We start from the raw sequence: 20,221 nt of genomic DNA on the forward strand, positions 1-20,221 counted from the left end.
TGCCGGCCGCGCTGGCGAGCTCAACGTCACGTCGGCGCACAGGCCATACGCCGTGTCCGCGCGAGAGGTCAGGGCTCAGTACGTGTAAGAGGAATAGGCCGTCAGGACTTCGACCATCTCCGGGCTTCCGGCCCAGGTTCCGGCAAGGGCCGCGCATGTGCCAAACAGGAGGCCGCCCAGGATGACGGCGCCGGATGAAACGGCTGCGAAGAGCTTCCAGTCCTCGCGCAGCACGCTCCGGATGGTGGCCGGCAGGCACAGGTCCGGTGAGATGAGGTTGGGGGCGCTGTCCAGAGAGCCGTCGTCGAGGAGCGCGATGACCCGGCCGTTGCTGTGGTCCACGCGCATCGAGCAGATGTGGTTGCCGTGACGGGCAAGGAGGATGTCGTGGCCGACAAGCTGGCGGCGCTGAAGAGTAATCAAGGGGCCCCTTTGGGTGACGTGGAGAGTGGTGACCGCTCCGTTGGGGGCACTTCCATTTTATCGCCCGGCCCATGCCGAATGTGGCCTTGCGGGGGTGAGAACGGACACCATGGACCGGCGCCGGGGCGGTCCATGGTGTCCGGTGTCTCAGTCCGTGAGGGAGGCTCTCAGTCGGCGTCGTACGTGTTGGCAATGTAGACGTCGCAGGTGGCGTTATGGGCCACGCTGTTGGCGACGCTTCCGAGCACCCGGCCGATGCCGCGCATCCGCCGGTTGCCCACCACGATCATCTTGGCGCCAAGGCGCTCGGCTTCGCTGATCAGCGCTTCGGCCGGCTTGCCGCGGGCGGCTGAGTACGTCACCTTGATGGAACCGGCGAGGGAATCGGCAACGGTCTTCGCAACGTGCTCGGCGCCGTCGGCGTCGGAGACGATCCACTGGTCGCTGCCGGAGCCGAACACCTCCGTGCGGTCACTGTCGAAGGCTGAGACTACGTGCAGCGAGGCACCCACGGCGACGGCGAGATCGCGGGCCGCTTCGGCGGCCTTCTTGGCGGTTCCGCTGCCGTCAACGCCTACAACAATAATTCCGCTCATGCTTGTGACTCCTTGGTCGAGGTAAAACTGGCCGTTCTCAGTCCCGCCAACGTTACAACGCAGCGAGCGATTCCCGCAGTACCCCGGCCAGCCGTCGCACGCCTTCCCCGATGGCGGCCGGCGGCACGGCGCTGAATGCCAGCCGGAGCCTGTTGGACGGCCCGTCCGAAGGGGTGAAGGCGGCGCCCGGGATAAAGACGACGCCGGCATCGATCGCCTTCTGCAACAGGGGGTACGTGTCCACGCCCTCCGGCAGTGTCACCCACACAAAGAAGCCGCCTTCGGGGCTGGTCCAGCTGGTGCCTGCCGGCATGTGTTCGTCCAGGGCGGTCAGCATGGCCGCGCACCGCTCGGCGTAGAGGCCGCGGTAGGTCTCGATCTGGCCCTGCCAGTCGTACTCCCGCAGGTAGGCGGACACAAGCATCTGGTTGAAGGTGGGCGGGCACAGCGTGACGGACTCGGAGGCCAGGTAGTAACGTCGCTGGAGGTGCTCCGGCACAAGCGCCCAGCCGATGCGCAGCCCCGGGGCGAAGATCTTCGAGAACGAGCCCAGGTAGATGACGTCGGCGGGGTTGGCTGCGCGCAGCGGCTCCAGCGGTTCGCCGGTGTAGCGGAGCAGGCCGTAGGGATTATCCTCCAGCACGAGAATATTCGCGTTGCGGCATATATCGACGATCCGCTGACGGCGCTCCCTGGCCAGCGTTATCCCTGAGGGGTTGTTGAAGTTGGGGATGGTGTAGAGGAACTTGATGCTTTTGCCGGCCGTCTGCAGCGCTGCGATCTTCGCCTCCAACAGTTCAGGCACCAGGCCGTCCTGGTCCATCGCCACAGTGGCCACTTCCACCTGGTAGGACTCGAACGTGTTGAGGGCCCCGACATAGGTGGGGTCTTCCACCAGCACCACGTCCCCGGGGTTGCAGAACACCTTCGTTGCCACGTCCTGGGCAGACTGGGAGCCGGCAGTGATCACCACGTTCTGCGGCACGGCGTCCATGATTCCTTCGGCCGCCATGACCTCGCAGATCTGGGCACGCAGTTCGTCGGTGCCCTGCCCCCCGCCGTACTGCAGCGCTGTCAGTCCGTCCGTGGCGATGATGCCGGCTGCCGTGGCCGCCAGCCGCTCCAGCGGGAGGGATTGCAGGTAGGGGCTGCCCCCTGCCAATGACACCAATCCGGGCCGCAGTGAGATATCGAAGACGTCCCGGACGGCGGATTGCTTAATGTTGGCCGCCCGCTCGGAGAACAGCGCCTCGTGCGGATGCGCCGCCCGGTGGGCAGATGTCGCCGCACGTTCGATTGCGTCAATGGCTTCGGCTGGAAGCGCCGCTGCTGCAGCGTCAAGTGTTTCGTGGGTCACACCCACAGGATACAGCCGCTAGTTGCTAATAAGGCAACACCCGTTGTTCAAGATCACCCCGGACGCCTCTTTACGGGCGGGCCGGGAGGAGTTGGAATGGACCAATGACAGCTTCCGCCGCACGCACAGCCGAGTTCCACGCCCTCCACCAGGCCGGCCGTCCGCCGCTCCTGCTGGTCAATGTGTGGGATGCAGCCTCGGCAAAGCTGACAGAGGAGGCCGGAGCGGCCGCGATCGCCACGTCCAGTTCCGCCATCTCATGGAGCCTCGGATATCCGGACGGCAACAACCTGCCCCGGGGACTCGCGCTGGACGCGCTAAGGAGGATTGTTGCGGCCACCCGCCTTCCCGTCACGGCGGATATTGAAAACGGCTATGCGGGCGAGGCTGGCAACTACCGCCAGGCCCTCCTCGGGGACACCATTCGCGCGGTGATTGACGCCGGCGCTGTCGGCGTGAACTTCGAGGACGCCAGCGGCGGGACGCTCACCGCGATCGACGAACAGTGCCGCCGTCTCACCGTAATCCGGGAGACTGCCGCAACAGCCGGCGTCGACCTTTATCTCAATGCCCGCACGGACACATACCTGTCCGGCACCTTCGCCGATCACGCCTTTGAGGAGACGGTGCGCCGCGCCGAGGCGTATCTGGCAGCCGGGGCCAGCGGCATCTTTGTGCCCGGCGTGACCGATCTTCATGTGCTGCATGAGCTCGCCCGCCGCCTTCCCGCGCCCCTGAATGCACTCGCAGGAGTGGGAGCGCCGTCGGTGGGGGAACTGCACGACGCCGGTGTGCGGCGCATCAGCATTGGCGGCAACACTGCGAAGGCCGCCTATGCAACTGTCTTCAGGGTGGCCGAAGAAGTTTTCGGTGACGGCAACTGGTCAGAGCTGGCCGGAGCCCGCAGCCACGCCGACATGGACGCGTTGTTCGAAAAATGAAAACCGAGGATCCGGACTGCTGGGCGGTGCAGCGCTACTTGAGGCTGAGGGCCTCTGTCAGGCCCACGCCGTTGACGTAGATATCTGCGCGGACGGCGCCGACCGAGGCCACGGCGGTCTGGGTGAGTTGGGCTTCGATCCGCGGGACGTCGCACACACCGCCGGGACGAAGCGCGCCGGACAGGTAGACGGTGACGGTGGTGCCGTCGAAGGTACCGGACAGGAACGTCAGCGTTGAGGTCGCCAAAGCGTTGTAAAGCCCGGGCGCAGGCTTAGTGGATCCGTCCAGCAGGGCGTTCATGGCGGCGGGCAGCGGTTCGGCCGGTCCTTCCGCGGTGCGGCGGACACTGGCCAGGCTGTCATTGCAGCCAAAGCGCACACCGGCGGCACCGCCGTCGTCAAGCAGCACATAGTAGGCCGTGACCTGCCTGGTGCCGGACTCCTGACCGGGCGGAACGGCGGAGGACCCGGCGGATGACGGGGCCTGCGGCGGCGCGGAAGTCTCCGGCGTTGGCGACGGTTGGGGCACTGCGGAGGGGGTGGCACTGGGAGCAGACACCACGCCGGGCGCAGGAGTGGTGACGGTGCCGGTCTCCGGCGACTCAGCGGAGCGGGTAGGTGTGGCCGATTGCTCCGGGGGCGGCGCGGCGGCGTCGACGGTTGCCGACAGCGGCGGCGGAGGTGCCTGCGGCTGTGGAACGGGAACCGGAACCTGCGCGGCAGGCGCCGCGGGTTCAACGGCGGTGGCACCGGCGGGGATGCCGCTGCCGATGGACGGAGGGGGGGCGGGAGTGCAGGAGCCGAGCCACAGCGGAAGCGTCAGCGCCGCCGTCGCCATGAATGTCCCGGACCTCAGGATGCCTGCCATGCCCGCACCGCGTTCCCATCCCCGTGCTTACCGTGTATTAACGTTACGGCTGCCTTGGACGCTTGAGTATGTCCGCGGGGTACCGGTTGGAGCAAGAGTTGGTCACGCCCGGTCCCGATAGGCGCCCGCGCGCTCACGGTGCGGTAACAGAATGCCCCGGACAGACTGATGCCCCGGGCACCTCGTGGGTGTCCGGGGCATCAGCCGGCATGCCGGGGGTTGTGGCCCGCGGCGGGCCTGACAGGGCAGGCCTTGCCGGGCGGGCCTTAGGCTGCCGGCCGGGCTGCGGTCAGCGGGGCGAAGATGCCCTTGATCTGGTCAACAACCTCGGCGTCGTCCTTCGGGTGCAGTTCGGCGAACCGGACCATCGAACCCGGAACGGCCAGCTTGACGTCCTCGAGGACCTGGGCGCCGGCGATGCCGACGGCCTTGCGGGCCTCGTCCTGGGCCCAGACGCCGCCGAACTGGCCAAAAGCGGTGCCGACGACGGCGGTGGGCTTGCCGGCGAGGGCGCCTGCGCCGAAGGGGCGGGACAGCCAGTCGATGGCGTTCTTCAGGGATGCCGGCAAGGTGCCGTTGTGCTCCGGGGTGACCAGGAGGATGGTGTCGGCTTCGTTGGCGGCGGCGCGGAGGGCGGCGGCGGCAGCGGGGACCTGGCCCTCGACGTCGATGTCTTCGTTGTAGAACGGGATGTTGCCCAGGCTCTCGTGGATGACCACATCAACCTGCTCGGGGGCGTTGAGCTGGATGGCCTCTGCCAGCTGCTGGTTGGTGGATCCAGCGCGGAGGCTGCCAACAAGGGTAAGGACGGTGTTCTTTGACATGCGGACTCCTGTGGTCGGGCTGCGGCGGGGACCGCTGGCCGGTGGAAGGGTAGAGGCGTTGCTGCCTTCATGGACTAAACGGACTGCGGTCCGATTAAAATTCCCCAGCCGCTAAGATATGGGTGTGAGTTACATCCCATTGCTGCCAGGCTCCCTGTCGGGCCCCGTTGCGGAGCGCAGTGACGCCGCGCGGAACCGGGAGCGGCTACTGGGTGCGGCACGGGAACTGATCGCAGAATGCGGCGTGGACGCCCTCACAATGGACCGGCTCGCCGAGCGCGCCGGCGTGGGCAAGGGGACCGTCTTCCGCCGGTTCGGCAGCCGGACCGGCCTCATGATGACGCTGCTGAGCGACGCCGAGGCCGCCTTCCAGACCGGTTTTATGTTCGGCCCCCCGCCCCTGGGTCCGGGGGCTTCCGGGGTGGAGCGGCTGGTCGCTTTCGGAGCGGCGAGGATTGAGTACGTCCTTGAACACGGGGACCTCGTACGCGCCGCGGAGAGTACGGCGCCCAACCGTTTCGAGGTGCCCGCGGCCCTGCTGTGGCAGCGGCACGTCGAGGTCCTGCTGCGGGCGGCGGGGATGGAGGCTGACCCCGCGGTGATGGCCGCTGCGCTGATCTCCACCCTTGAGCCGGAGCGGCTGCTCTACCTGGTCCGCATCCAGGGCCTGGCACCCGAGAGAGTGATTGGCACATGGCGCGAACTTGTCACACGCGTTATTGGCGGGCCGTAGGCTACGCGAGATTTCGGGCACCCGTCCAGTCACATGAGTTTTACTGATCCATTCATAACAATCTGATACGGTCGGGCGGATTTGGTGCTACGGCCCGTACTTAGCCTCCCTCTATGTGGTAGTTTCCTCTGGAATGTGACCCAAAACATAGCCCGCTAACCCGGACATGACTGTGGTCACTGGAGGCCGGCAGCGCGCTGGTGGACACCTGGCAGCCGCGAGACCCGCGGTGAGCCGGACATCGGAAGGATCTGGGACATGGATGTAGTCAAGGCGAATAATCCGGGGCCAGCCCAAGGCGATCCCTTGGGGTTTCCTTCCGCATCCCGGGTGGCCCCGATCCTGAAGTAGACGCCCCTATGCTCAGGTACCTCGCCAAACGCGGCATCACGTACGTATTCATGATCTTCCTGACCACTTCGGCCGGATACTTCCTGGCGGTCAGTTCCCTCAAGCCGGCGCTCCTCGAACAAGAGCGGATTCCCCGCCCCACACCGGAGCAGGTTGCAAATTCCATGCGACTGAAGGGCCTGGACCCGGACCTTAGCCCGTGGGAGCGCTACGTGGAGTGGCTGACCGCGGTGGTCACCCGGTGGGACTGGGGACGCAGCCCCAACGGGGCCTTCATCAACGCCGAATTCGGCGACCGCGTCTGGATTTCCACCCGGCTTTTCCTCGCCTCCATCATCCTGACGCTCGTCATCGGCGTTGCCCTCGGCGTGTACTCGGCTGCCCGCCAGTACAAGTTCCAGGACCGGGTGATCACGTCCTACAGCTACCTCGCCTACATTGTGCCCGCGCCCATCGCCTACTTCCTGGTGCAGCTGGGGGCCATCAACATCAACGAGACGGTCGGCGAACGTATCTTCTTCGTCACCGGCATCTCCACGCCAGGCATGGCGCCGGGATGGGCACAGTTCGTGGACATGCTGGCGCACTACGCGGTGCCCACCATCGCCATCACCCTGGTGGGCTGGGGCTCGTACCAGATTGCCCAGCGGCAGTATCTGCTGGACAACGTCAACGCCGACTTTGTCCGCACAGCCCGTGCGAAGGGCCTGACCCGTAACCAGGCCATCACCAGGCACGCCCTCCGGGTGTCCTTCATCCCCGTGGCCCAAAGCATCGCCTTCACCATCCCCGCCATCTTCGCCGGCGGTTTCTTCGCGGAGAAGATCTTCGCCTGGCCCGGCGTGGGTTCCTGGAGTATCGACGCCATCTCGCTGCAGGACGTGAACGCCGCCACGGCCACGCTGGCCTACGGATCGGTCATTTTCGCCCTCGGCGCTATCCTCGCCGATTTCGCCACCACGCTTGTTGACCCGAGAGTGCGGGTGCAGTAGCCATGACCAACCTCAATGCCGTAGACCCGGCAGCTGTAGCCCAGGACGCGCACCTGGAGGGCGACGATGTGGTGATCGCCAAATCCACCATCATCTTCCGCCGATTCATGCGCAACAAGACCGCCGTGGCGGGGCTGGTAATTTTCCTGGCACTGACTCTCTTCTCCTTCGTGGGCGGTTTCTTCACGTCGTGGGACAAGGAGACCATCGACCCCTTCAACATCGGTATGCCGCCCTCCGGCGATCACTTCCTGGGCACATCCCAGGCAGGCATCGATCTCTACGCCCTGACCGTTGAAGGTACCCGCATATCCATCCTCATCGGCCTGATTGTTGGCCTCGTCTCGGTCCTGATTGCCGCCGTTTACGGCTGCACCATGGCCTACTTCGGCGGGAAAGTGGACAAGGTGATGCTCTTTGTCCTGGAGGCGCTGATCATGATGCCGGCACTGCTGGTGGTGGCGGTGGCCACGAGCGGCGGCGGGGCTACCCTGCAGCAGAACCTCCCCAGCTGGCTGCTCCTGATCATCGTGCTCCTGGTCTTCAGCTGGATGGGCACGGCCAGGCTGATCCGCTCCCTGTCCATGTCGCTGATGCAGCGGGACTTCGTCAAGGCGGCCCAGTACATGGGTGTCCCGCCGCGCAGGATCGTCTGGCGGCACTTGGTGCCCAATATCGGGTCGCTGCTTGTCCTGGACATCACCCGCGGCGTCACCGGCGCCATCCTTGCTGAAGTTGCCTTCTCATTCATCGGCATTGGCATCAAGCTCCCCGATGTCAGCCTGGGCGTGCTGATCGGCGGGGCTACGTCCCAGGTCCAGACCTTCCCGTGGATGTTCTGGGTTCCTCTGACGGTGATGTTCCTGCTGACGGGGTCCCTGGCCATGATGAACGACGGCCTGCGTGACGCCTTCGACCCGAGCTCCAGTTCCGTTGGCCGGGCAAGGAAGAACAATGGACGGAGGAAGGGCAAATGAGCAACGGAACCTACATCGAGCCGGCTGACCAGGCCCCCGCGCCAGCCGAAAGGCTCCACGTGGCAGGCCTGCACTCGCAGTCGGACGCGGTGCTGTCCGTCCGGGACCTGAACGTCAGCTTCAACTCGGAAAACGGGTCAGTCCACGCCGTCCGCGGCGTCAACTTTGACCTCCTGCCCGGCAAAACGCTGGGAATCGTCGGCGAATCCGGGTCCGGTAAATCAGTGACGTCGCTGGCCATCATGGGCCTGCTGCCGGCCACTGCCGATGTCTCGGGCTCAGTCCGGCTCAACGGAAAGGAACTGCTGGGCCTCAGCGACAAAGCCATGTGCGCCTATCGCGGCAACGATATAGCCATGGTGTTCCAGGACCCGCTGTCCTCCCTCACCCCCGTGTACACGGTGGGAACCCAGATCACCGAGGCCCTCACCATTCACAACCCCGCCATGAGCAAACTGGCGAAGGAGGCCCGCGCCGTCGAACTTCTGGCGATGGTGGGCATCCCCAGCCCCAAGAACCGGCTCAAGGCCTTCCCGCACGAGTTTTCCGGCGGCATGCGCCAGCGCGTCATGATTGCCATCGCCATCGCCAACAACCCGCGGGTGCTGATCGCTGACGAGCCGACGACGGCCCTGGACGTCACCATCCAGGCCCAGGTGCTGGAGGTGCTGCATACCGCGCAGGAGGAGACGGGTGCCGCCGTCGTGATGATCACCCACGACCTGGGTGTGGTGGCGGGCATTGCCGACGACATCATGGTGATGTACGCCGGGAAGCCGGTGGAAACCGGCAGTGTGGACGACATCTACTACAACCCCCGGATGCCCTACACAATGGGGCTGTTGGGCGCCGTGCCGCGTGTTGACGTGGCGGAGAAATCCTCACTCGTCCCCATCGACGGCATCCCGCCGAACCTGCTCCATACGCCCACGGGCTGCTCCTTCGCCCCGCGCTGTCCCCTGGTGAGCGACGCCTGCCTCGACGGCGAACCGCCGCTGCTTCCCGCCAATGGCAGCACCGTGCACAAAGCGGCCTGCATCAAGTCGGATGACCTCGGCACGGACGTGGACGTGCTCGAAATCTTCTCGGCACCGCCTGTTGCCGTGTCCCGGTTTGACGCCATCCCCCGCGGGGAACGCGCCAAGGTGCTCGAACTCAAGGACGTCCGCAAGCACTTCCCGCTGACCAAGGGTGCCCTCCTGAAACGGCGCATCGGCACCGTCAAGGCTGTGGACGGCCTCAGTTTCGATATCCGCGAAGGCGAGTGCTTCTCCATCGTGGGGGAGTCCGGCTCCGGAAAGACCACCACCCTCCTGGAAATCATGGAATTCCACAAGGACCAGGACGGTGAGGTGATCATCGGCGGGATCAGCAACAAGCAGGCCGCTGATGCCAGGGCCAAGAGCGCCATGCGCAAGGAAATGCAGATGGTCTTCCAGGACCCCACCGGTGCCCTGGATCCGCGCTTCACGGTCTATGAGGTCCTCGCCGAACCGCTCCAGAACGCGGGCATGGACAAGAAAGCCATCAGGAAGCGCATCATGGAACTGATTCAGCTCGTGGGGCTCCAACCGGACCACGTCAACCGTTTCCCCAACCAGTTCTCCGGCGGTCAGCGGCAGCGCGTCGGCATTGCCCGTGCCTTGGCCGTGAACCCGAAACTGGTGGTCCTGGACGAGCCGGTGTCCGCGCTGGACGTCTCGGTCCAGGCAGGTGTGATCAACCTGCTTGATAAGCTCCGCGCTGAACTGGGCCTCAGCTACCTGATGGTGGCGCATGACCTTTCCGTGGTGCGGCACATTTCCAACCGGGTGGCCGTGATGTATCTCGGCAAGATCGTGGAGATCGGCGAGGTGGACCGGGTCTTCGACAACCCGCGCCACCCGTACACGCGTGCGCTGCTCTCCGCCATCCCCGTTCCGGACCCGCAGATTGAGCGCACCCGGGAGCGGATCATCCTGAAGGGCGACCTGCCCTCCCCGCTGGATGCCCCGAAGGGCTGCAACTTTGCCACCCGCTGCCCGGTGTTCGCCGCCCTGCCGGCAGCCAAGCAGGAGCGCTGCCTCACGCTGGAGCCGCCGCTTGAGGCGGTCCTGCCGTCGCCGGCGGTCAAGGTCCTGGAAGCAGGTCCCGTCCCTCCACTGGACCAGCAGTTCGCCTGCTTCTTCCCGGACGGCGAACTGGACGAGGACATGCTGGTGGTCCACGAAACGGCGGACCCCCATGCGCCCTAGGTTTTCTATACCCATCACAAGCACCACCCGCACCTATGAAGGGAAAACAATGAGGAATCTGACCAAGATCGGCGGAGCCGCGGCAATTGCCGCGGCGCTGACGCTAACAGCCTGTGGCGGTGGTGGCACTCCCACCGGACCGGAAACGGCTAAGGGACAGGAATCGGGCAGTGATCTGTCCAAGCTCATCAGCATCAATGAGAAGCCTGCCGCGGATCTTGAGCAGGGCGGCAAGGTCACCCTGCCGCTGGGCAACATCGGCCCGGATTTCAACGGGTTCTCGAACAACGGCAACAGCGCAGACAACTCTGCCCTCCAGATCCCCATGAACCCGGTGGCCGTCAACAGCGGCGGCATCGGCGGCTGCTGGAAGGTCAGCTTCATCGGCAAAGTGACGCCGAATACCGATTTCTGCGAGTCTGTGGAAAGCGAAGTCACCGATGGCAAGCAGACCATCACCATCAAGGTCAACGACAAGGCCACGTACAACGACGGCACCCCGATCGACGTCAAGGCCTTCCAGAACACCTGGAACATCCTGAAAAGCCCGGATGCCGGCTACGACATTGTCAGCTCCGGTGCCTACGAATTTGTTGAGTCCGTTGAAGCCGGCAGCAGCGACAAGGAAGTCATCGTCAAGACTTCCCAGCCGGTCTACCCCGTGGACTCACTCTTCTTCGGCCTGATCCACCCCGCCGTAAACACCCCCGAACTCTTCAATGAAGGCTTCAACGGCGAACTCCACCCGGAGTGGATGGCCGGCCCCTTCAAGCTGGACCAGTACGACTCTGCTGCCAAGACCGTCACGCTGGTCCCGAACGACAAATGGTGGGGAGCCAAGCCGGTCCTTGAGAGCGTGGTCTTCCGCCAGCTGGAAACCAGCGCGCAGATCGCGGCCTTCAAGAACGGTGAGATCGATGGCATGTCCGCCAACACCATCTCCCTCTACAAGCAGCTGGAAGGCACCAACAACTCCGAGGTCCGCCGTGGCCAGCGCCTCTTCGCCGGCGGCATGAACCTGAACGCCCAGCGGATTACCGATGTGGCCGTCCGCAAGGCCATCTTCGCTGCCGTGGACCGTGAAGCTCTCCGCAAGGTCCGCTTCAACGGCCTGAACTGGGAAGAGCCCAGCTCCGGTTCCATGATGCTCCTGCCGTTCTCCGAGTACTACCAGGACAACTACCCCGTCAAGGAAACCGGCGCGGACGCGGCCAAGAAGGTCCTGACCGACGCCGGCTACACCGCCAACGCCAACGGCATCATGGAGAAGGACGGCAAGCCCGCCGCCTTCAAGATCAGCAACTTCGGTGATGACCCCACCACCCTCGCCTTCACCCAGACCCTGCAGAAGCAGCTTCAGGCCGGCGGCATGGATGTCGGGATCGACCAGCGCGCCTCCGCCGACTTTGGCAAGGTCCTTGGCAGCCGCGAGTTCGATATGAGCGTCTCGGGCTACACGGTGGGCCCTGACGCCACGGATGCCGTCAAGCAGTACTACGACTCCAAGACGAACGAGAACCAGCTCGGCGATGCCGAACTGGACAAGAAGATCGCCGACCTCGCTTCCATCGAGGACAATGCCGAGCGCAACAAGGCGGCCATGGAAGTTGAAAAGGAGCACATGGCGAAGTACTACTCCATGGGCGTGGTGATGAACGGCCCGCAGATCTCCTTCGTCCGCACCGGCCTGGCCAACTACGGCCCGTCCCTGTTCCAGAGCCTGTCCCAGGTCCCGGACTGGACCACCATCGGCTGGGAAAAGAAGTAACTCCTCCCGCCTTAACGGCTAACTGAACAAGGCACCACGGCCAAGGCCGGCACCTCCGGAACTCCAGGAGGTGCCGGCCTTCGCTGTTGCCGCCCGCCCCGTCAGACGCTCTCTCACTTAATGTGGGTTTTTCACGGACGCTCTCGCACTGATCGCCCGGTTGCTCCGAAACATGCAGTAAGTGGGAGAGCGTCCGGGTACCGTTCTCCCTATGACTTCGACTGAACCTGAACGCATGATCCGGACCGCCGTCGTCGGGTATGGCCTCTCGGGCAGCGTTTTCCACGCGCCGCTCATCGCGGCGGACCCGCGCTACTCGCTGGACGTCATCGCAACGTCCGACGCCGGCCGGCAAGCGGCCGCGACCCAGCGGTACCCGGGCGTCAAAACAGTGCGCGACGGCGGTGCTGTCCTTGAGCTCGCCGGTGACCTTGACCTCGTGGTGCTAGGGACCCCGCCGGCCACGCATTTCCCGCTGGCGCAGGCAGCGCTGGAAGCCGGCCTGGACGTGGTGGTGGACAAGCCGTTCGCCGTCACCAGTGCCGAGGGCCAGGAACTGATCACCTTGGCTGAGCAGCTCGGCCGGGTCCTTACCGTGTTCCACAACCGGCGTTGGGACGGTGACTTCCTGACAGTCCGGAAGCTCCTGGCCGGCGCAGCACTGGGCACCGTCACCCGCTTCGAGTCCAGCTTCGAGCGCTGGTCCCCGGAGATCGCCAAGGCATGGAAGGCCAGTGCCACGGCGTCAGACGGCGGCGGCGTGCTCTTCGACCTCGGCACACACCTGATCGACCAGGCCCTGCACTTGTTCGGTCCGGCCGCGGTGATCCACTCCGAACTGCGGATCCGGCGTCCCGATGAGAAGGCCGACGACGACGCGTTTGTGGCCCTTCAGCACGAATCGGGCGTTGTCAGCCACCTGACCATGAACATGCTCTGCGCCCAGCAAGGCCCGCGTTTCCGCGTGCTGGGCACCACCGGCGCCTTCACCAAGCACGGGATCGACCCGCAGGAACCCTACATCCTTGCCGGCGGCAGCCCGCTGGATTCCGACTACGGCGTTGAGGCGCCGGAATGGGCCGGATCACTGGGCCGCGACGGACACCTGGACGCACTGCCCACCGAACGAGGCGCCTACCCCGAGTTCTACCGGATTCTGGGAGACAAGATCCGCGGCGGCGGAACCACCTCCGAACTCCCGGTCCCGGTAGACCCAACTGACGCCGTCGAGGTCCTCAAGGTAATAGAAGCAGCCCGGGAACTGGCTTAAGAAAGAAATCGGCTGCTCCGTAACGGCCGTTCTGGGGGTCCAAAAGGGCGGTTACGGAGCAGCCGATGAAAACTGACTAGGCCGAAACGAGTTCGTGCCAGTCCGCGACGAGGGGCAGGTTGTGGGCCTCGGAGACGGAGTGGTGCGCCACGTGGCCGCCGGCGATGTTGAGCCCTGCGGCGAGGGCGGGATCACGGTCGAAGGCTGCCCGGACACCCAGGTTGGCCAAGGCCACGGCGTAGCGCAGGGTGACGTTGGTCAGGGCGTACGTGGAGGTGTTGGGAACGGCGCCGGGCATGTTGGCTACGCAGTAGAAGATGCTGTTGTGCACCTTGTAGGTGGGTTCCTGGTGCGTGGTGGGGTGGGTGTCCTCGAAGCAGCCGCCCTGGTCCACGGCGATGTCCACGAGGACGGAGCCCGGCTTCATGCGGGACACGAGTTCGTTGGTGACCAGCTTGGGGGCCTTGGCGCCGGGGATCAGCACGGAGCCGATGACCAGGTCGGCATCAACGACCGACTTCTCGATCTCGTACTTGTTGGACGCCACGGTCTTGAGCCGGCCGGCGTACTGGGCGTCCAGTTCGCGGAGGCGGTTGATGTTGATGTCCAGGATGGTGACGTCGGCGCCGAGACCAAGGGCCATTGCGGCGGCGTTGGTGCCGGCCACGCCGGCGCCAAGGACAACGACCTTGGCCGGGCGGACACCCGGGACGCCGCCGAGGAGGACGCCTTTGCCGCCGGCGGGTGCCATCAGGGACGTGGCGCCAACCTGCACGGACAGCCGGCCGGCTACCTCGGACATCGGTGCCAGCAGCGGCAGCGCGCGGCCTTCCTGCACGGTTTCGTAGGCGATGGCGGTGACGCCGGAGTTGATGAGCTCCTGCGTAAGTTCGGGCTCCGCGGCGAGGTGGAGGTAGGTGAACAGCACCAGGCCTTTGCGGAAGCGGTGGTACTCGGCCTTGATGGGTTCCTTGACCTTCATGACCATGTCTGCCCGGCCCCAGACGTCATCGGCGTCGGCCACGATCTCTGCGCCGGCGATCGCGTATTCCTCATCCGTGATCCCTGATCCGAGCCCGGCACCGCGTTCCACCAGGACGGTATGGCCGCTGCTGCGGAACTCGTGAACCCCGGCGGCGGTGATGGCGACGCGGAATTCGTTGTTCTTGATCTCTTTGGGGACACCGATGATCATTTGGGGCTCCATGTTCTCGGACCGGATGGGTCCGAAATTGCGGGGAAAGGTTGTGATTCCAGAATAAATCCGGCTGTGACCCACCTGACAGGAAAGTGGGATCCTGCCCTGGCGGCATCCGCGTAATTCCGGGCTTTTCGGTTTTCTTAGGTCGACAAATGTTTAGCCTGGGGGCGTCAGGTGTCGCCTCGTGTTTGTTCGCCGGAAGAGCCTGCTGAGCAGTACTGTTAGCCCATGCAGCAGGATGTGGAAGCGCTCGTAGAGCAGGTGGCCCAGAAGCTCGGACGCGGTCTCTCACTGGAAGATCTGGACGGCCTGCTGCTCGCCTACAGCTCCAACCAGTCCCACGCCGACCGGGTCAGGGTGAACTTCCTGTTGAGTAAAAGGGTGCCGGCCGATGTCAGTGCCTGGCAGCTCTCCCATGGCATCGCCACAGCCGTCCGCCCGGTGATAATTCCCGCCAACCCGGACCTGGACATGCTCGGCCGCGTCTGTGTTCCGCTGATGGTCCGCGGGTTCCGCGTGGGGTACCTGTGGGTGCAGCAGGACTCCGCAGAGGAAAGCCCGACGGCGATTGTCTCCCAGTTGCCGGCGGTGACCCATGAGATTGAGCTGCTTTCCGGCATGCTCCTGGACTCCAACACCGCAGAGTCCGAATTCCGGCGCAGCCGCGAACGCGAGTTCCTGGCGGCCTGCTCCGGCGAGGCGAACGCGGTGGCGGCCATTGCCGGCTGGAAGGAAATCCAAGGCAAGGGTCCGTGGCAGGTGGTCACAGTGCTCGACGCCGACGGCTGGGCAGGCGGTCCTGACCCCATCGCCTCCACGCTGATCCACCGCTCGGCCGCGCTCCAGGCCACCATCGGTGTGGACAAGGCGTTGTTCAGCGCGGGTACCGAAACCCACTCGGTGGTGCTGTTCAGTGAGTCGGTGGGCCGCGCCAACCACGCCCAGGTCCTGGTCCACTACCAGTTGGAGCTCGCCAAACGTTCCGGCCGCCCGGTGCACCGCATCATCCTGGGCATCAGCGAGGGTTTCGCGAAGCCGCGCGAGCTGGCAGAGGCCTACCGGCAATCCCGGCAGGCGGCCCAGGCGGCCGCGGTGGATCCCCAGCTGGGCGAACTGGTGGACTGCCGGTCCACCGGGGTCTACCAACTGCTGGCATCCGCCGGCGGCGGCGCGGGCGCCTGGGCCGACTCCGCGTCCGTCTACGTCCGGATGCTGGAGGACCACGACCGGAACCATGAGCTCCTCCCGGTGCTGGAGCTCATCTACGACAACGACGGCTCCGTCCAGGACGTTGCCACCAAACTCCACCTGCACCGCAGCAGCGTCTACAACCGGCTGGGCCGCATCCGCCAGCTCCTCGGCGTCGACCCCCTGAAAGGCATGCCCCGCCTGGAACTCCACGCCGCGCTGAAGATGCGGCGCTGGGCGCTGCGTCCCCGGATCTAGCTGGTCCCGGCCGCCTGCTCGTTTTTCTTCTGCTGGTCCAGCCACGCCATGATGGCCGCCAGCCTGATCCTGCGGTGCGTGCCGCGGTATTCCACCGGGATTTCGCCGCGGTCTGTCATGTTGCGCAGATACGTGTGGGAAATGCCGGCGAGTTCGGCCGCCTGGGAGGTGGTGAGCATCTCCTCCACGCTGCTGACAGTCACCGCTTCGCCGCGGCTGAACCGGCTGAGAAGGTCGACGACGGCGTCCCTCGCCTCGGGCGTCAGCCGGTGGACGGTGCCGTCCACAAAGACCGTGATGTCGTGGCCGCCTTCCAATGCCTGCCGCAGTTTTCCTGCGTCTTCGGCCGGCAGGCCGGCAGTCATTCGGGGAGCTATCAGTGCCATGCCAACAGCCTAACCCGGCACCTGCAGGGGAGGGCGGTATGCTCGCTGGGTGAAGCTCACCGGTGGCAGGGACATTGAAACAGGCGGCCTGACAGGCCGTTTGTACGCTTCAGTTGCGCCCGGGGACGACGGTCCGCGCCGGACCTATGTCCTGCTGCACGGAATTGGTGTCTCCCACCGCTACCTTGCACGGCTGCACCAGGAGCTTTCGCTGACGGCCGACGTCTATTCCTTTGACCTGCCGGGTTTCGGCGATGCGCCCAAGCCTCCGCGCCAGGTACCGGTGGGTGAGTTCGCCGCTTTTGTACGCACCGCGCTCGCGGCTGCCGGCGTGACATCCTGTGTGGTGGTCGGCCACTCCATGGGCACCCAGCATGCTGTGGAACTGGCGCTGCAGGAGCCGGATCTCGTGGCCGGGCTGGTGCTGATGGGACCGGTGGTGGACCCCCGCCGCAAATCAGTTGCGAGGCAGGCGCTCGCCCTGACCCGCGACGCCATGTTCAGCGAAAGCCTGTCCGCGAACGCCATTGTCTTCTCGGACTATTTCCGGGCCGGCCTCCGCTGGTACCTCACCGAGTTGCCCGTCATGATGCAGTATCCGCTGGAGGCCCGGATCAGCGGCGTCAGCCAGCCGCTGCTGGTCCTCCGCGGCAGCAAGGACCCGATTGCCGGCCGCGACTGGTGCCGCCTGCTGGCAGCCCGGACCCCCCAGGGCAGCGCAGCCGAAATCCCCGGCCACGGCCACGTTTTCCAGCACACCGCCACGGGGCCCGCGGCCGCAGCGATCAGCAGTTGGGCCCGGGCAGTGGACGGCTTCGGCGTGACAGCCTGAACGGCGGCACCTTCTGAATGCGCCACCGCCGCAATGAACCGGCAACCGGCGCGCACCGCGTGAGGTGAGCGCCGGCGTCGTACTCTTCGTGGCGCCGCCTATTCGGCGTCCAGGTCCGTTTCCAGGAGCTTGACCAGGGAGTCCAGCGCCGCGTCGGCGCCGTCACCTTCGGCGCGCAGCACCACCACATCACCCTTTGCGGCACCGAGGGTCATCAGCGAGAGGATGCTCGAAGCGTCCAGCGCGTCATCCTCCGGGTCGCCCTGCATGGCGATGGTGACGTCCACTCCCACATCGCCGGCAGCCTCGGCGAAGAGCGCGGCGGGGCGGGCGTGCAGGCCGGAGCGGCTGGCGATGGTGGCGATGCGTTCGGGCATTGTTCCTCCTGGTAGGTGTTTGTAGTGGTTGGCGGGGCGCCGGAGCCGGCTGCTCAGAGCCCGAGCTCTTCAAGCACGGGAAGCTTTTCGCGGACCCAGGCACGCGCCTCGGTGGCGCTGGGCGCGGACAGTGCCAGCTTGGCCAGCTGCTGCGCCTCGGCCAGGGTGACCGTCTTCAGGACCGCGGCCACGGCGGCAAGGGAACGCGCCGTCATGGACAGCGTGGTGACGCCCAGGCCGGTGAGTACGACGGCGAGGGCCGGATCCGCGGCAGCCTCACCGCAGACGCCCACAGGCTTGTTGTTCCCCTCGGCGCGGGAGCCTTCCACCGTAAGCCCCACGAGGCGGAGGACAGCCGGCTGCCACGGCGTGTTCAGGTTGGCGAGCGGGCCCAGCTGGCGGTCGGCGGCCATGGCGTACTGCGTGAGGTCGTTGGTACCCAGGCTGGCGAAGCCCACTTCACGCAGGATGGCTTCGGCGGTCAGTGCAGCGGACGGGACCTCCACCATCACGCCGGGGGTCCTGATCCCGGCGTCGGCGCACATGGACGCAAAGCGCGCAGCCTCTTCCGCGGTCGAAATCATCGGAGCCATTACCCAGACGTCCGCGTCGGACTGCGCCTCTGCCAACGCGATGGCTTCCAGCTGGCGGTCCAGGACGCCGGGGGTGGTGAAGTCCGTCCGGTAGCCGCGGACGCCCAGGGCCGGGTTGGGTTCCGTGGAGTCGGTCAGGAACGGAAGCGGCTTGTCGGCGCCGGCGTCGAGCGTGCGCAGGACCACCTTCTTGCCCGGGAACGCATCAAAGACGCTCTTGTACGCGGCGGCCTGCTCTTCGACGCTGGGCTCGGTGTCCCGCTCCAGGAAGCAGAACTCGGTGCGGAACAGGCCCACGCCCTGGGCGCCAAGTTTTGCGGCTGCCTCGGCATCCTTGCCGCCGCCAACGTTGGCGAGCAGGGGCACCAGGTGGCCGTCCGCCGTCGCACCCGTGCCGCTGAATTCAGCCAGCAGGGAGGCGGTGGCCGCCCACGCCTCCGCTGCGGCACGCAGGGATTCATCGGGCTCGGCCGTGATGGTCCCACCCGCGCCGTCCACGTAGACTTCCGTGCCCTCCTCGAGTTCGTCCACGCCGACGGCAGCCACTACTGCCGGCAGGCCGAGGGAGCGGGCAATGATGGCGGTGTGGGACTGCGGGCCGCCGCCGGCTGTCACAAGTGCCAATACCTTGTTCGGATCCAGCGTGGCGGTGTCCGCCGGCGCCAGGTCCTCGGCCACCAGGACGAACGGGGTACTGGAGGCCGGAATGCCGGGCGCGGGGACGCCGCGCAGCTCGGCAACGATCCGTGCACGCACGTCCAGGACGTCGGTGGCGCGTTCGGCCATGTAGCCGCCGAGGTTATGAAGCATTTCGGAAACGGAGGAACCCGACTCCCAGATGGCGCGCTCGGCGGAGGTGCCGCGGGCCACGAGCTTCGCCGCACCCTTGATCAGCATGGTGTCCTTGGCCATCAGTGCCGTGGCTTCCAGGACTGCCTTGCCGTCACCGGTGGCGTGGGCGGCACGGTTCTTCAATTCGTCGTGCACGGCCTGGGAGGCGGCCTTGAGGGCGGCTGTCGCGTCCTCGGCGGTGACTCCGGCGGGCAGCGGCTCACCTGCCGGGGGTTCGCTGATCGGTTTGGGCATCTGGCGGATGGTTCCGATGATGCGGCCGGGGCTGACGCCTACTCCTGGGAAGGTCTGCACTGAAGGTCCTCATTCTCTGCCGTTTGCCAGGCCCGCCCAAGGTGGTCCCGGCGCCATGCCGGGGCCGCCGCGACAACCATGTGCGACGGCGGAAACGTGCCTGAAAAAATTGTATGTGATTCAGTTCATATAGCAATGCTATAGGTGATAGGGTAGCGGCTATGAGTTTGGATGGCCAGCTTCCCCCCAAAATGCGACTGCTCAAAGCAGCGGCAGAATTGCTGGCAAAATCCGCGGGGGCATCCGTTTCCACCCGCCAGATCACGCAGCTGGCAGGAGTCACGGCGCCCACGCTGTACCACCACTTCGGTGACAAGGAAGGTCTTTTCGACGCCGTTGTCGCCGCGGGATTTGAGGAATACGTTGCGGGTGAGAGGGATTTCGCCCCGTCCGGACAGCCGCTGGAAGACATCCGGCGGATGTGGGACAACCACGTCCAGTTCGGGCTCAACCAGCCCGAACTGTATTTGGTGATGTTCGGCAATATCCGTCCGGAAAGCCGCCCCGCCATCGTTGCCGATGCCGAGGCTTTGCTTGAAGAAATGTTGACCAAAGCAGCAGCGGCAGGCCAGCTGAACGTCCAGCCCCGGGAGGCCGCCAGGTCCATCCTGGCCGCCAACGTGGGTGTGACGCTCATGCTGATCGCTGAGCCCGTTGCTGAACGAAACCTTGAACTGTCCACCATGACCCGGGACGCCATGATCTTTGCGGTGTCCACGGAGCAGGCCGCAGGAGCTTCCCCGGAAGACTCGGGAAAGTCCTCGGTGGTGGTGGCTGCGATCGCCCTGAACGCCGCACTCCAGGCATCGCACTCGGACCAGCTCTCCAGCTCGGAACTCAAACTGTTCCTCGAATGGCTCCACCGGATCTCCACCAGCACTTCGTCGTAAATATCGGACCCATCCT

At 65.6% G+C, this 20,221-nt stretch carries 19 protein-coding genes; 10 read left to right on the plus strand and 9 right to left on the minus strand.

Features of this window, described 5'->3' with window-relative positions; genetic code table 11:
- Positions 1 to 75: 75 nt before the first annotated feature.
- From GUV69_RS15395 to GUV69_RS15405, 3 genes are all read right to left on the minus strand, one after another.
- Positions 76 to 423, minus strand: coding sequence for a hypothetical protein (locus GUV69_RS15395; protein WP_164203989.1), 348 nt, complete (start codon positions 421 to 423; stop codon positions 76 to 78).
- 167 nt (positions 424 to 590) lie between these two features.
- Entirely contained in the window at positions 591 to 1,019 is a 429-nt protein-coding gene (locus GUV69_RS15400; RefSeq protein WP_164203991.1) for a universal stress protein, read from the minus strand.
- Positions 1,020 to 1,071: 52 nt separating this feature from the next.
- Positions 1,072 to 2,376: an aminotransferase-like domain-containing protein gene (locus tag GUV69_RS15405; RefSeq protein ID WP_164203993.1), complete on the minus strand. Its 1,305-nt coding sequence runs from the start codon at positions 2,374 to 2,376 to the stop codon at positions 1,072 to 1,074.
- Positions 2,377 to 2,480: 104 nt separating this feature from the next.
- On the opposite strand from GUV69_RS15405, the gene GUV69_RS15410 reads away from it, so the two are divergent.
- Positions 2,481 to 3,317, plus strand: coding sequence for an isocitrate lyase/PEP mutase family protein (locus GUV69_RS15410; RefSeq protein WP_164203995.1), 837 nt, complete (start codon positions 2,481 to 2,483; stop codon positions 3,315 to 3,317).
- 34 nt (positions 3,318 to 3,351) lie between these two features.
- Here the strand turns inward: GUV69_RS15410 and GUV69_RS23020 are convergent, their stop codons facing one another.
- On the minus strand, positions 3,352 to 4,185 hold the full coding sequence (locus tag GUV69_RS23020) for a GerMN domain-containing protein (RefSeq protein ID WP_244292745.1): 834 nt from the start codon (positions 4,183 to 4,185) through the stop codon (positions 3,352 to 3,354).
- A gap of 266 nt (positions 4,186 to 4,451) precedes the next feature.
- The gene (locus GUV69_RS15420) at positions 4,452 to 5,009 is read right to left on the minus strand and encodes an NAD(P)H-dependent oxidoreductase (protein ID WP_164203998.1); all 558 of its coding nucleotides are present in this window, start codon (positions 5,007 to 5,009) and stop codon (positions 4,452 to 4,454) included.
- 124 nt (positions 5,010 to 5,133) lie between these two features.
- On the opposite strand from GUV69_RS15420, the gene GUV69_RS15425 reads away from it, so the two are divergent.
- From GUV69_RS15425 to GUV69_RS15450, 6 genes are all read left to right on the plus strand, one after another.
- The gene (locus GUV69_RS15425) at positions 5,134 to 5,742 is read left to right on the plus strand and encodes a TetR/AcrR family transcriptional regulator (protein ID WP_164204000.1); all 609 of its coding nucleotides are present in this window, start codon (positions 5,134 to 5,136) and stop codon (positions 5,740 to 5,742) included.
- Between the two features lie 359 nt (positions 5,743 to 6,101).
- Entirely contained in the window at positions 6,102 to 7,085 is a 984-nt protein-coding gene (locus GUV69_RS15430) for an ABC transporter permease (protein ID WP_164204002.1), read from the plus strand.
- 2 nt (positions 7,086 to 7,087) lie between these two features.
- Complete coding sequence (locus GUV69_RS15435) at positions 7,088 to 8,062, plus strand: ABC transporter permease (RefSeq protein ID WP_164204004.1); 975 nt, start codon at positions 7,088 to 7,090, stop codon at positions 8,060 to 8,062.
- Complete coding sequence (locus GUV69_RS15440) at positions 8,059 to 10,296, plus strand: ABC transporter ATP-binding protein (RefSeq protein WP_164204007.1); 2,238 nt, start codon at positions 8,059 to 8,061, stop codon at positions 10,294 to 10,296. The genes GUV69_RS15435 and GUV69_RS15440 overlap by 4 nt, the downstream gene beginning before the upstream one ends.
- 49 nt (positions 10,297 to 10,345) lie before the next feature.
- Positions 10,346 to 12,064 carry an ABC transporter family substrate-binding protein gene (locus tag GUV69_RS15445; RefSeq protein WP_164204008.1) on the plus strand — a complete coding sequence of 573 codons (1,719 nt, stop codon included), beginning with the start codon at positions 10,346 to 10,348 and terminating at the stop codon, positions 12,062 to 12,064.
- Positions 12,065 to 12,275: 211 nt separating this feature from the next.
- Positions 12,276 to 13,334 carry a Gfo/Idh/MocA family protein gene (locus tag GUV69_RS15450; RefSeq protein ID WP_164204010.1) on the plus strand — a complete coding sequence of 353 codons (1,059 nt, stop codon included), beginning with the start codon at positions 12,276 to 12,278 and terminating at the stop codon, positions 13,332 to 13,334.
- Positions 13,335 to 13,410: 76 nt separating this feature from the next.
- On the opposite strand, the gene ald is transcribed toward GUV69_RS15450, so the two are convergent.
- Complete coding sequence (ald, locus tag GUV69_RS15455) at positions 13,411 to 14,529, minus strand: alanine dehydrogenase (protein WP_164204012.1); 1,119 nt, start codon at positions 14,527 to 14,529, stop codon at positions 13,411 to 13,413.
- Positions 14,530 to 14,763: 234 nt separating this feature from the next.
- On the opposite strand from ald, the gene GUV69_RS15460 reads away from it, so the two are divergent.
- Positions 14,764 to 15,981 carry a PucR family transcriptional regulator gene (locus tag GUV69_RS15460; RefSeq protein ID WP_164204014.1) on the plus strand — a complete coding sequence of 406 codons (1,218 nt, stop codon included), beginning with the start codon at positions 14,764 to 14,766 and terminating at the stop codon, positions 15,979 to 15,981.
- Here GUV69_RS15460 and GUV69_RS15465 read toward each other — a convergent pair.
- Complete coding sequence (locus tag GUV69_RS15465; RefSeq protein ID WP_164204016.1) at positions 15,978 to 16,367, minus strand: helix-turn-helix domain-containing protein; 390 nt, start codon at positions 16,365 to 16,367, stop codon at positions 15,978 to 15,980. The two genes, GUV69_RS15460 and GUV69_RS15465, sit on opposite strands and share 4 nt — an antisense overlap.
- Before the next feature lie 49 nt (positions 16,368 to 16,416).
- On the opposite strand from GUV69_RS15465, the gene GUV69_RS15470 reads away from it, so the two are divergent.
- Positions 16,417 to 17,199 (plus strand): alpha/beta fold hydrolase, encoded by a 783-nt coding sequence (locus GUV69_RS15470; RefSeq protein WP_244292746.1) that lies wholly within the window; start codon positions 16,417 to 16,419, stop codon positions 17,197 to 17,199.
- Between the two features lie 98 nt (positions 17,200 to 17,297).
- Here the strand turns inward: GUV69_RS15470 and GUV69_RS15475 are convergent, their stop codons facing one another.
- Positions 17,298 to 17,576 (minus strand): HPr family phosphocarrier protein, encoded by a 279-nt coding sequence (locus GUV69_RS15475; RefSeq protein ID WP_164204018.1) that lies wholly within the window; start codon positions 17,574 to 17,576, stop codon positions 17,298 to 17,300.
- A 53-nt stretch (positions 17,577 to 17,629) separates the two neighbouring features.
- Positions 17,630 to 19,315: a phosphoenolpyruvate--protein phosphotransferase gene (gene ptsP, locus GUV69_RS15480; RefSeq protein ID WP_164204020.1), complete on the minus strand. Its 1,686-nt coding sequence runs from the start codon at positions 19,313 to 19,315 to the stop codon at positions 17,630 to 17,632.
- Between the two features lie 161 nt (positions 19,316 to 19,476).
- Between ptsP and GUV69_RS15485 the strand changes: the two genes are divergently transcribed.
- The gene (locus GUV69_RS15485) at positions 19,477 to 20,205 is read left to right on the plus strand and encodes a TetR/AcrR family transcriptional regulator (protein ID WP_164204022.1); all 729 of its coding nucleotides are present in this window, start codon (positions 19,477 to 19,479) and stop codon (positions 20,203 to 20,205) included.
- Positions 20,206 to 20,221 lie beyond the last annotated feature (16 nt).

This window comes from [Micrococcus luteus] ATCC 49442, assembly GCF_010367585.1.
Classification (GTDB): domain Bacteria; phylum Actinomycetota; class Actinomycetes; order Actinomycetales; family Micrococcaceae; genus Arthrobacter; species Arthrobacter luteus_A.

Coding starts and splice junctions, on each gene's coding strand:
- GUV69_RS15400 (WP_164203991.1), bottom strand. CDS start 1,019: ATGAGCGGAATTATTGTTGTAGGCGTTGACGGCAGCGGAACCGCCAAG.
- GUV69_RS15410 (WP_164203995.1), top strand. CDS start 2,481: ATGACAGCTTCCGCCGCACGCACAGCCGAGTTCCACGCCCTCCACCAG.
- GUV69_RS23020 (WP_244292745.1), bottom strand. CDS start 4,185: ATGGCAGGCATCCTGAGGTCCGGGACATTCATGGCGACGGCGGCGCTG.
- GUV69_RS15420 (WP_164203998.1), bottom strand. CDS start 5,009: ATGTCAAAGAACACCGTCCTTACCCTTGTTGGCAGCCTCCGCGCTGGA.
- GUV69_RS15430 (WP_164204002.1), top strand. CDS start 6,102: ATGCTCAGGTACCTCGCCAAACGCGGCATCACGTACGTATTCATGATC.
- GUV69_RS15435 (WP_164204004.1), top strand. CDS start 7,088: ATGACCAACCTCAATGCCGTAGACCCGGCAGCTGTAGCCCAGGACGCG.
- GUV69_RS15440 (WP_164204007.1), top strand. CDS start 8,059: ATGAGCAACGGAACCTACATCGAGCCGGCTGACCAGGCCCCCGCGCCA.
- GUV69_RS15445 (WP_164204008.1), top strand. CDS start 10,346: ATGAGGAATCTGACCAAGATCGGCGGAGCCGCGGCAATTGCCGCGGCG.
- GUV69_RS15450 (WP_164204010.1), top strand. CDS start 12,276: ATGACTTCGACTGAACCTGAACGCATGATCCGGACCGCCGTCGTCGGG.
- ald (WP_164204012.1), bottom strand. CDS start 14,529: ATGATCATCGGTGTCCCCAAAGAGATCAAGAACAACGAATTCCGCGTC.
- GUV69_RS15460 (WP_164204014.1), top strand. CDS start 14,764: ATGCAGCAGGATGTGGAAGCGCTCGTAGAGCAGGTGGCCCAGAAGCTC.
- GUV69_RS15465 (WP_164204016.1), bottom strand. CDS start 16,367: ATGGCACTGATAGCTCCCCGAATGACTGCCGGCCTGCCGGCCGAAGAC.
- GUV69_RS15475 (WP_164204018.1), bottom strand. CDS start 17,576: ATGCCCGAACGCATCGCCACCATCGCCAGCCGCTCCGGCCTGCACGCC.
- GUV69_RS15485 (WP_164204022.1), top strand. CDS start 19,477: ATGAGTTTGGATGGCCAGCTTCCCCCCAAAATGCGACTGCTCAAAGCA.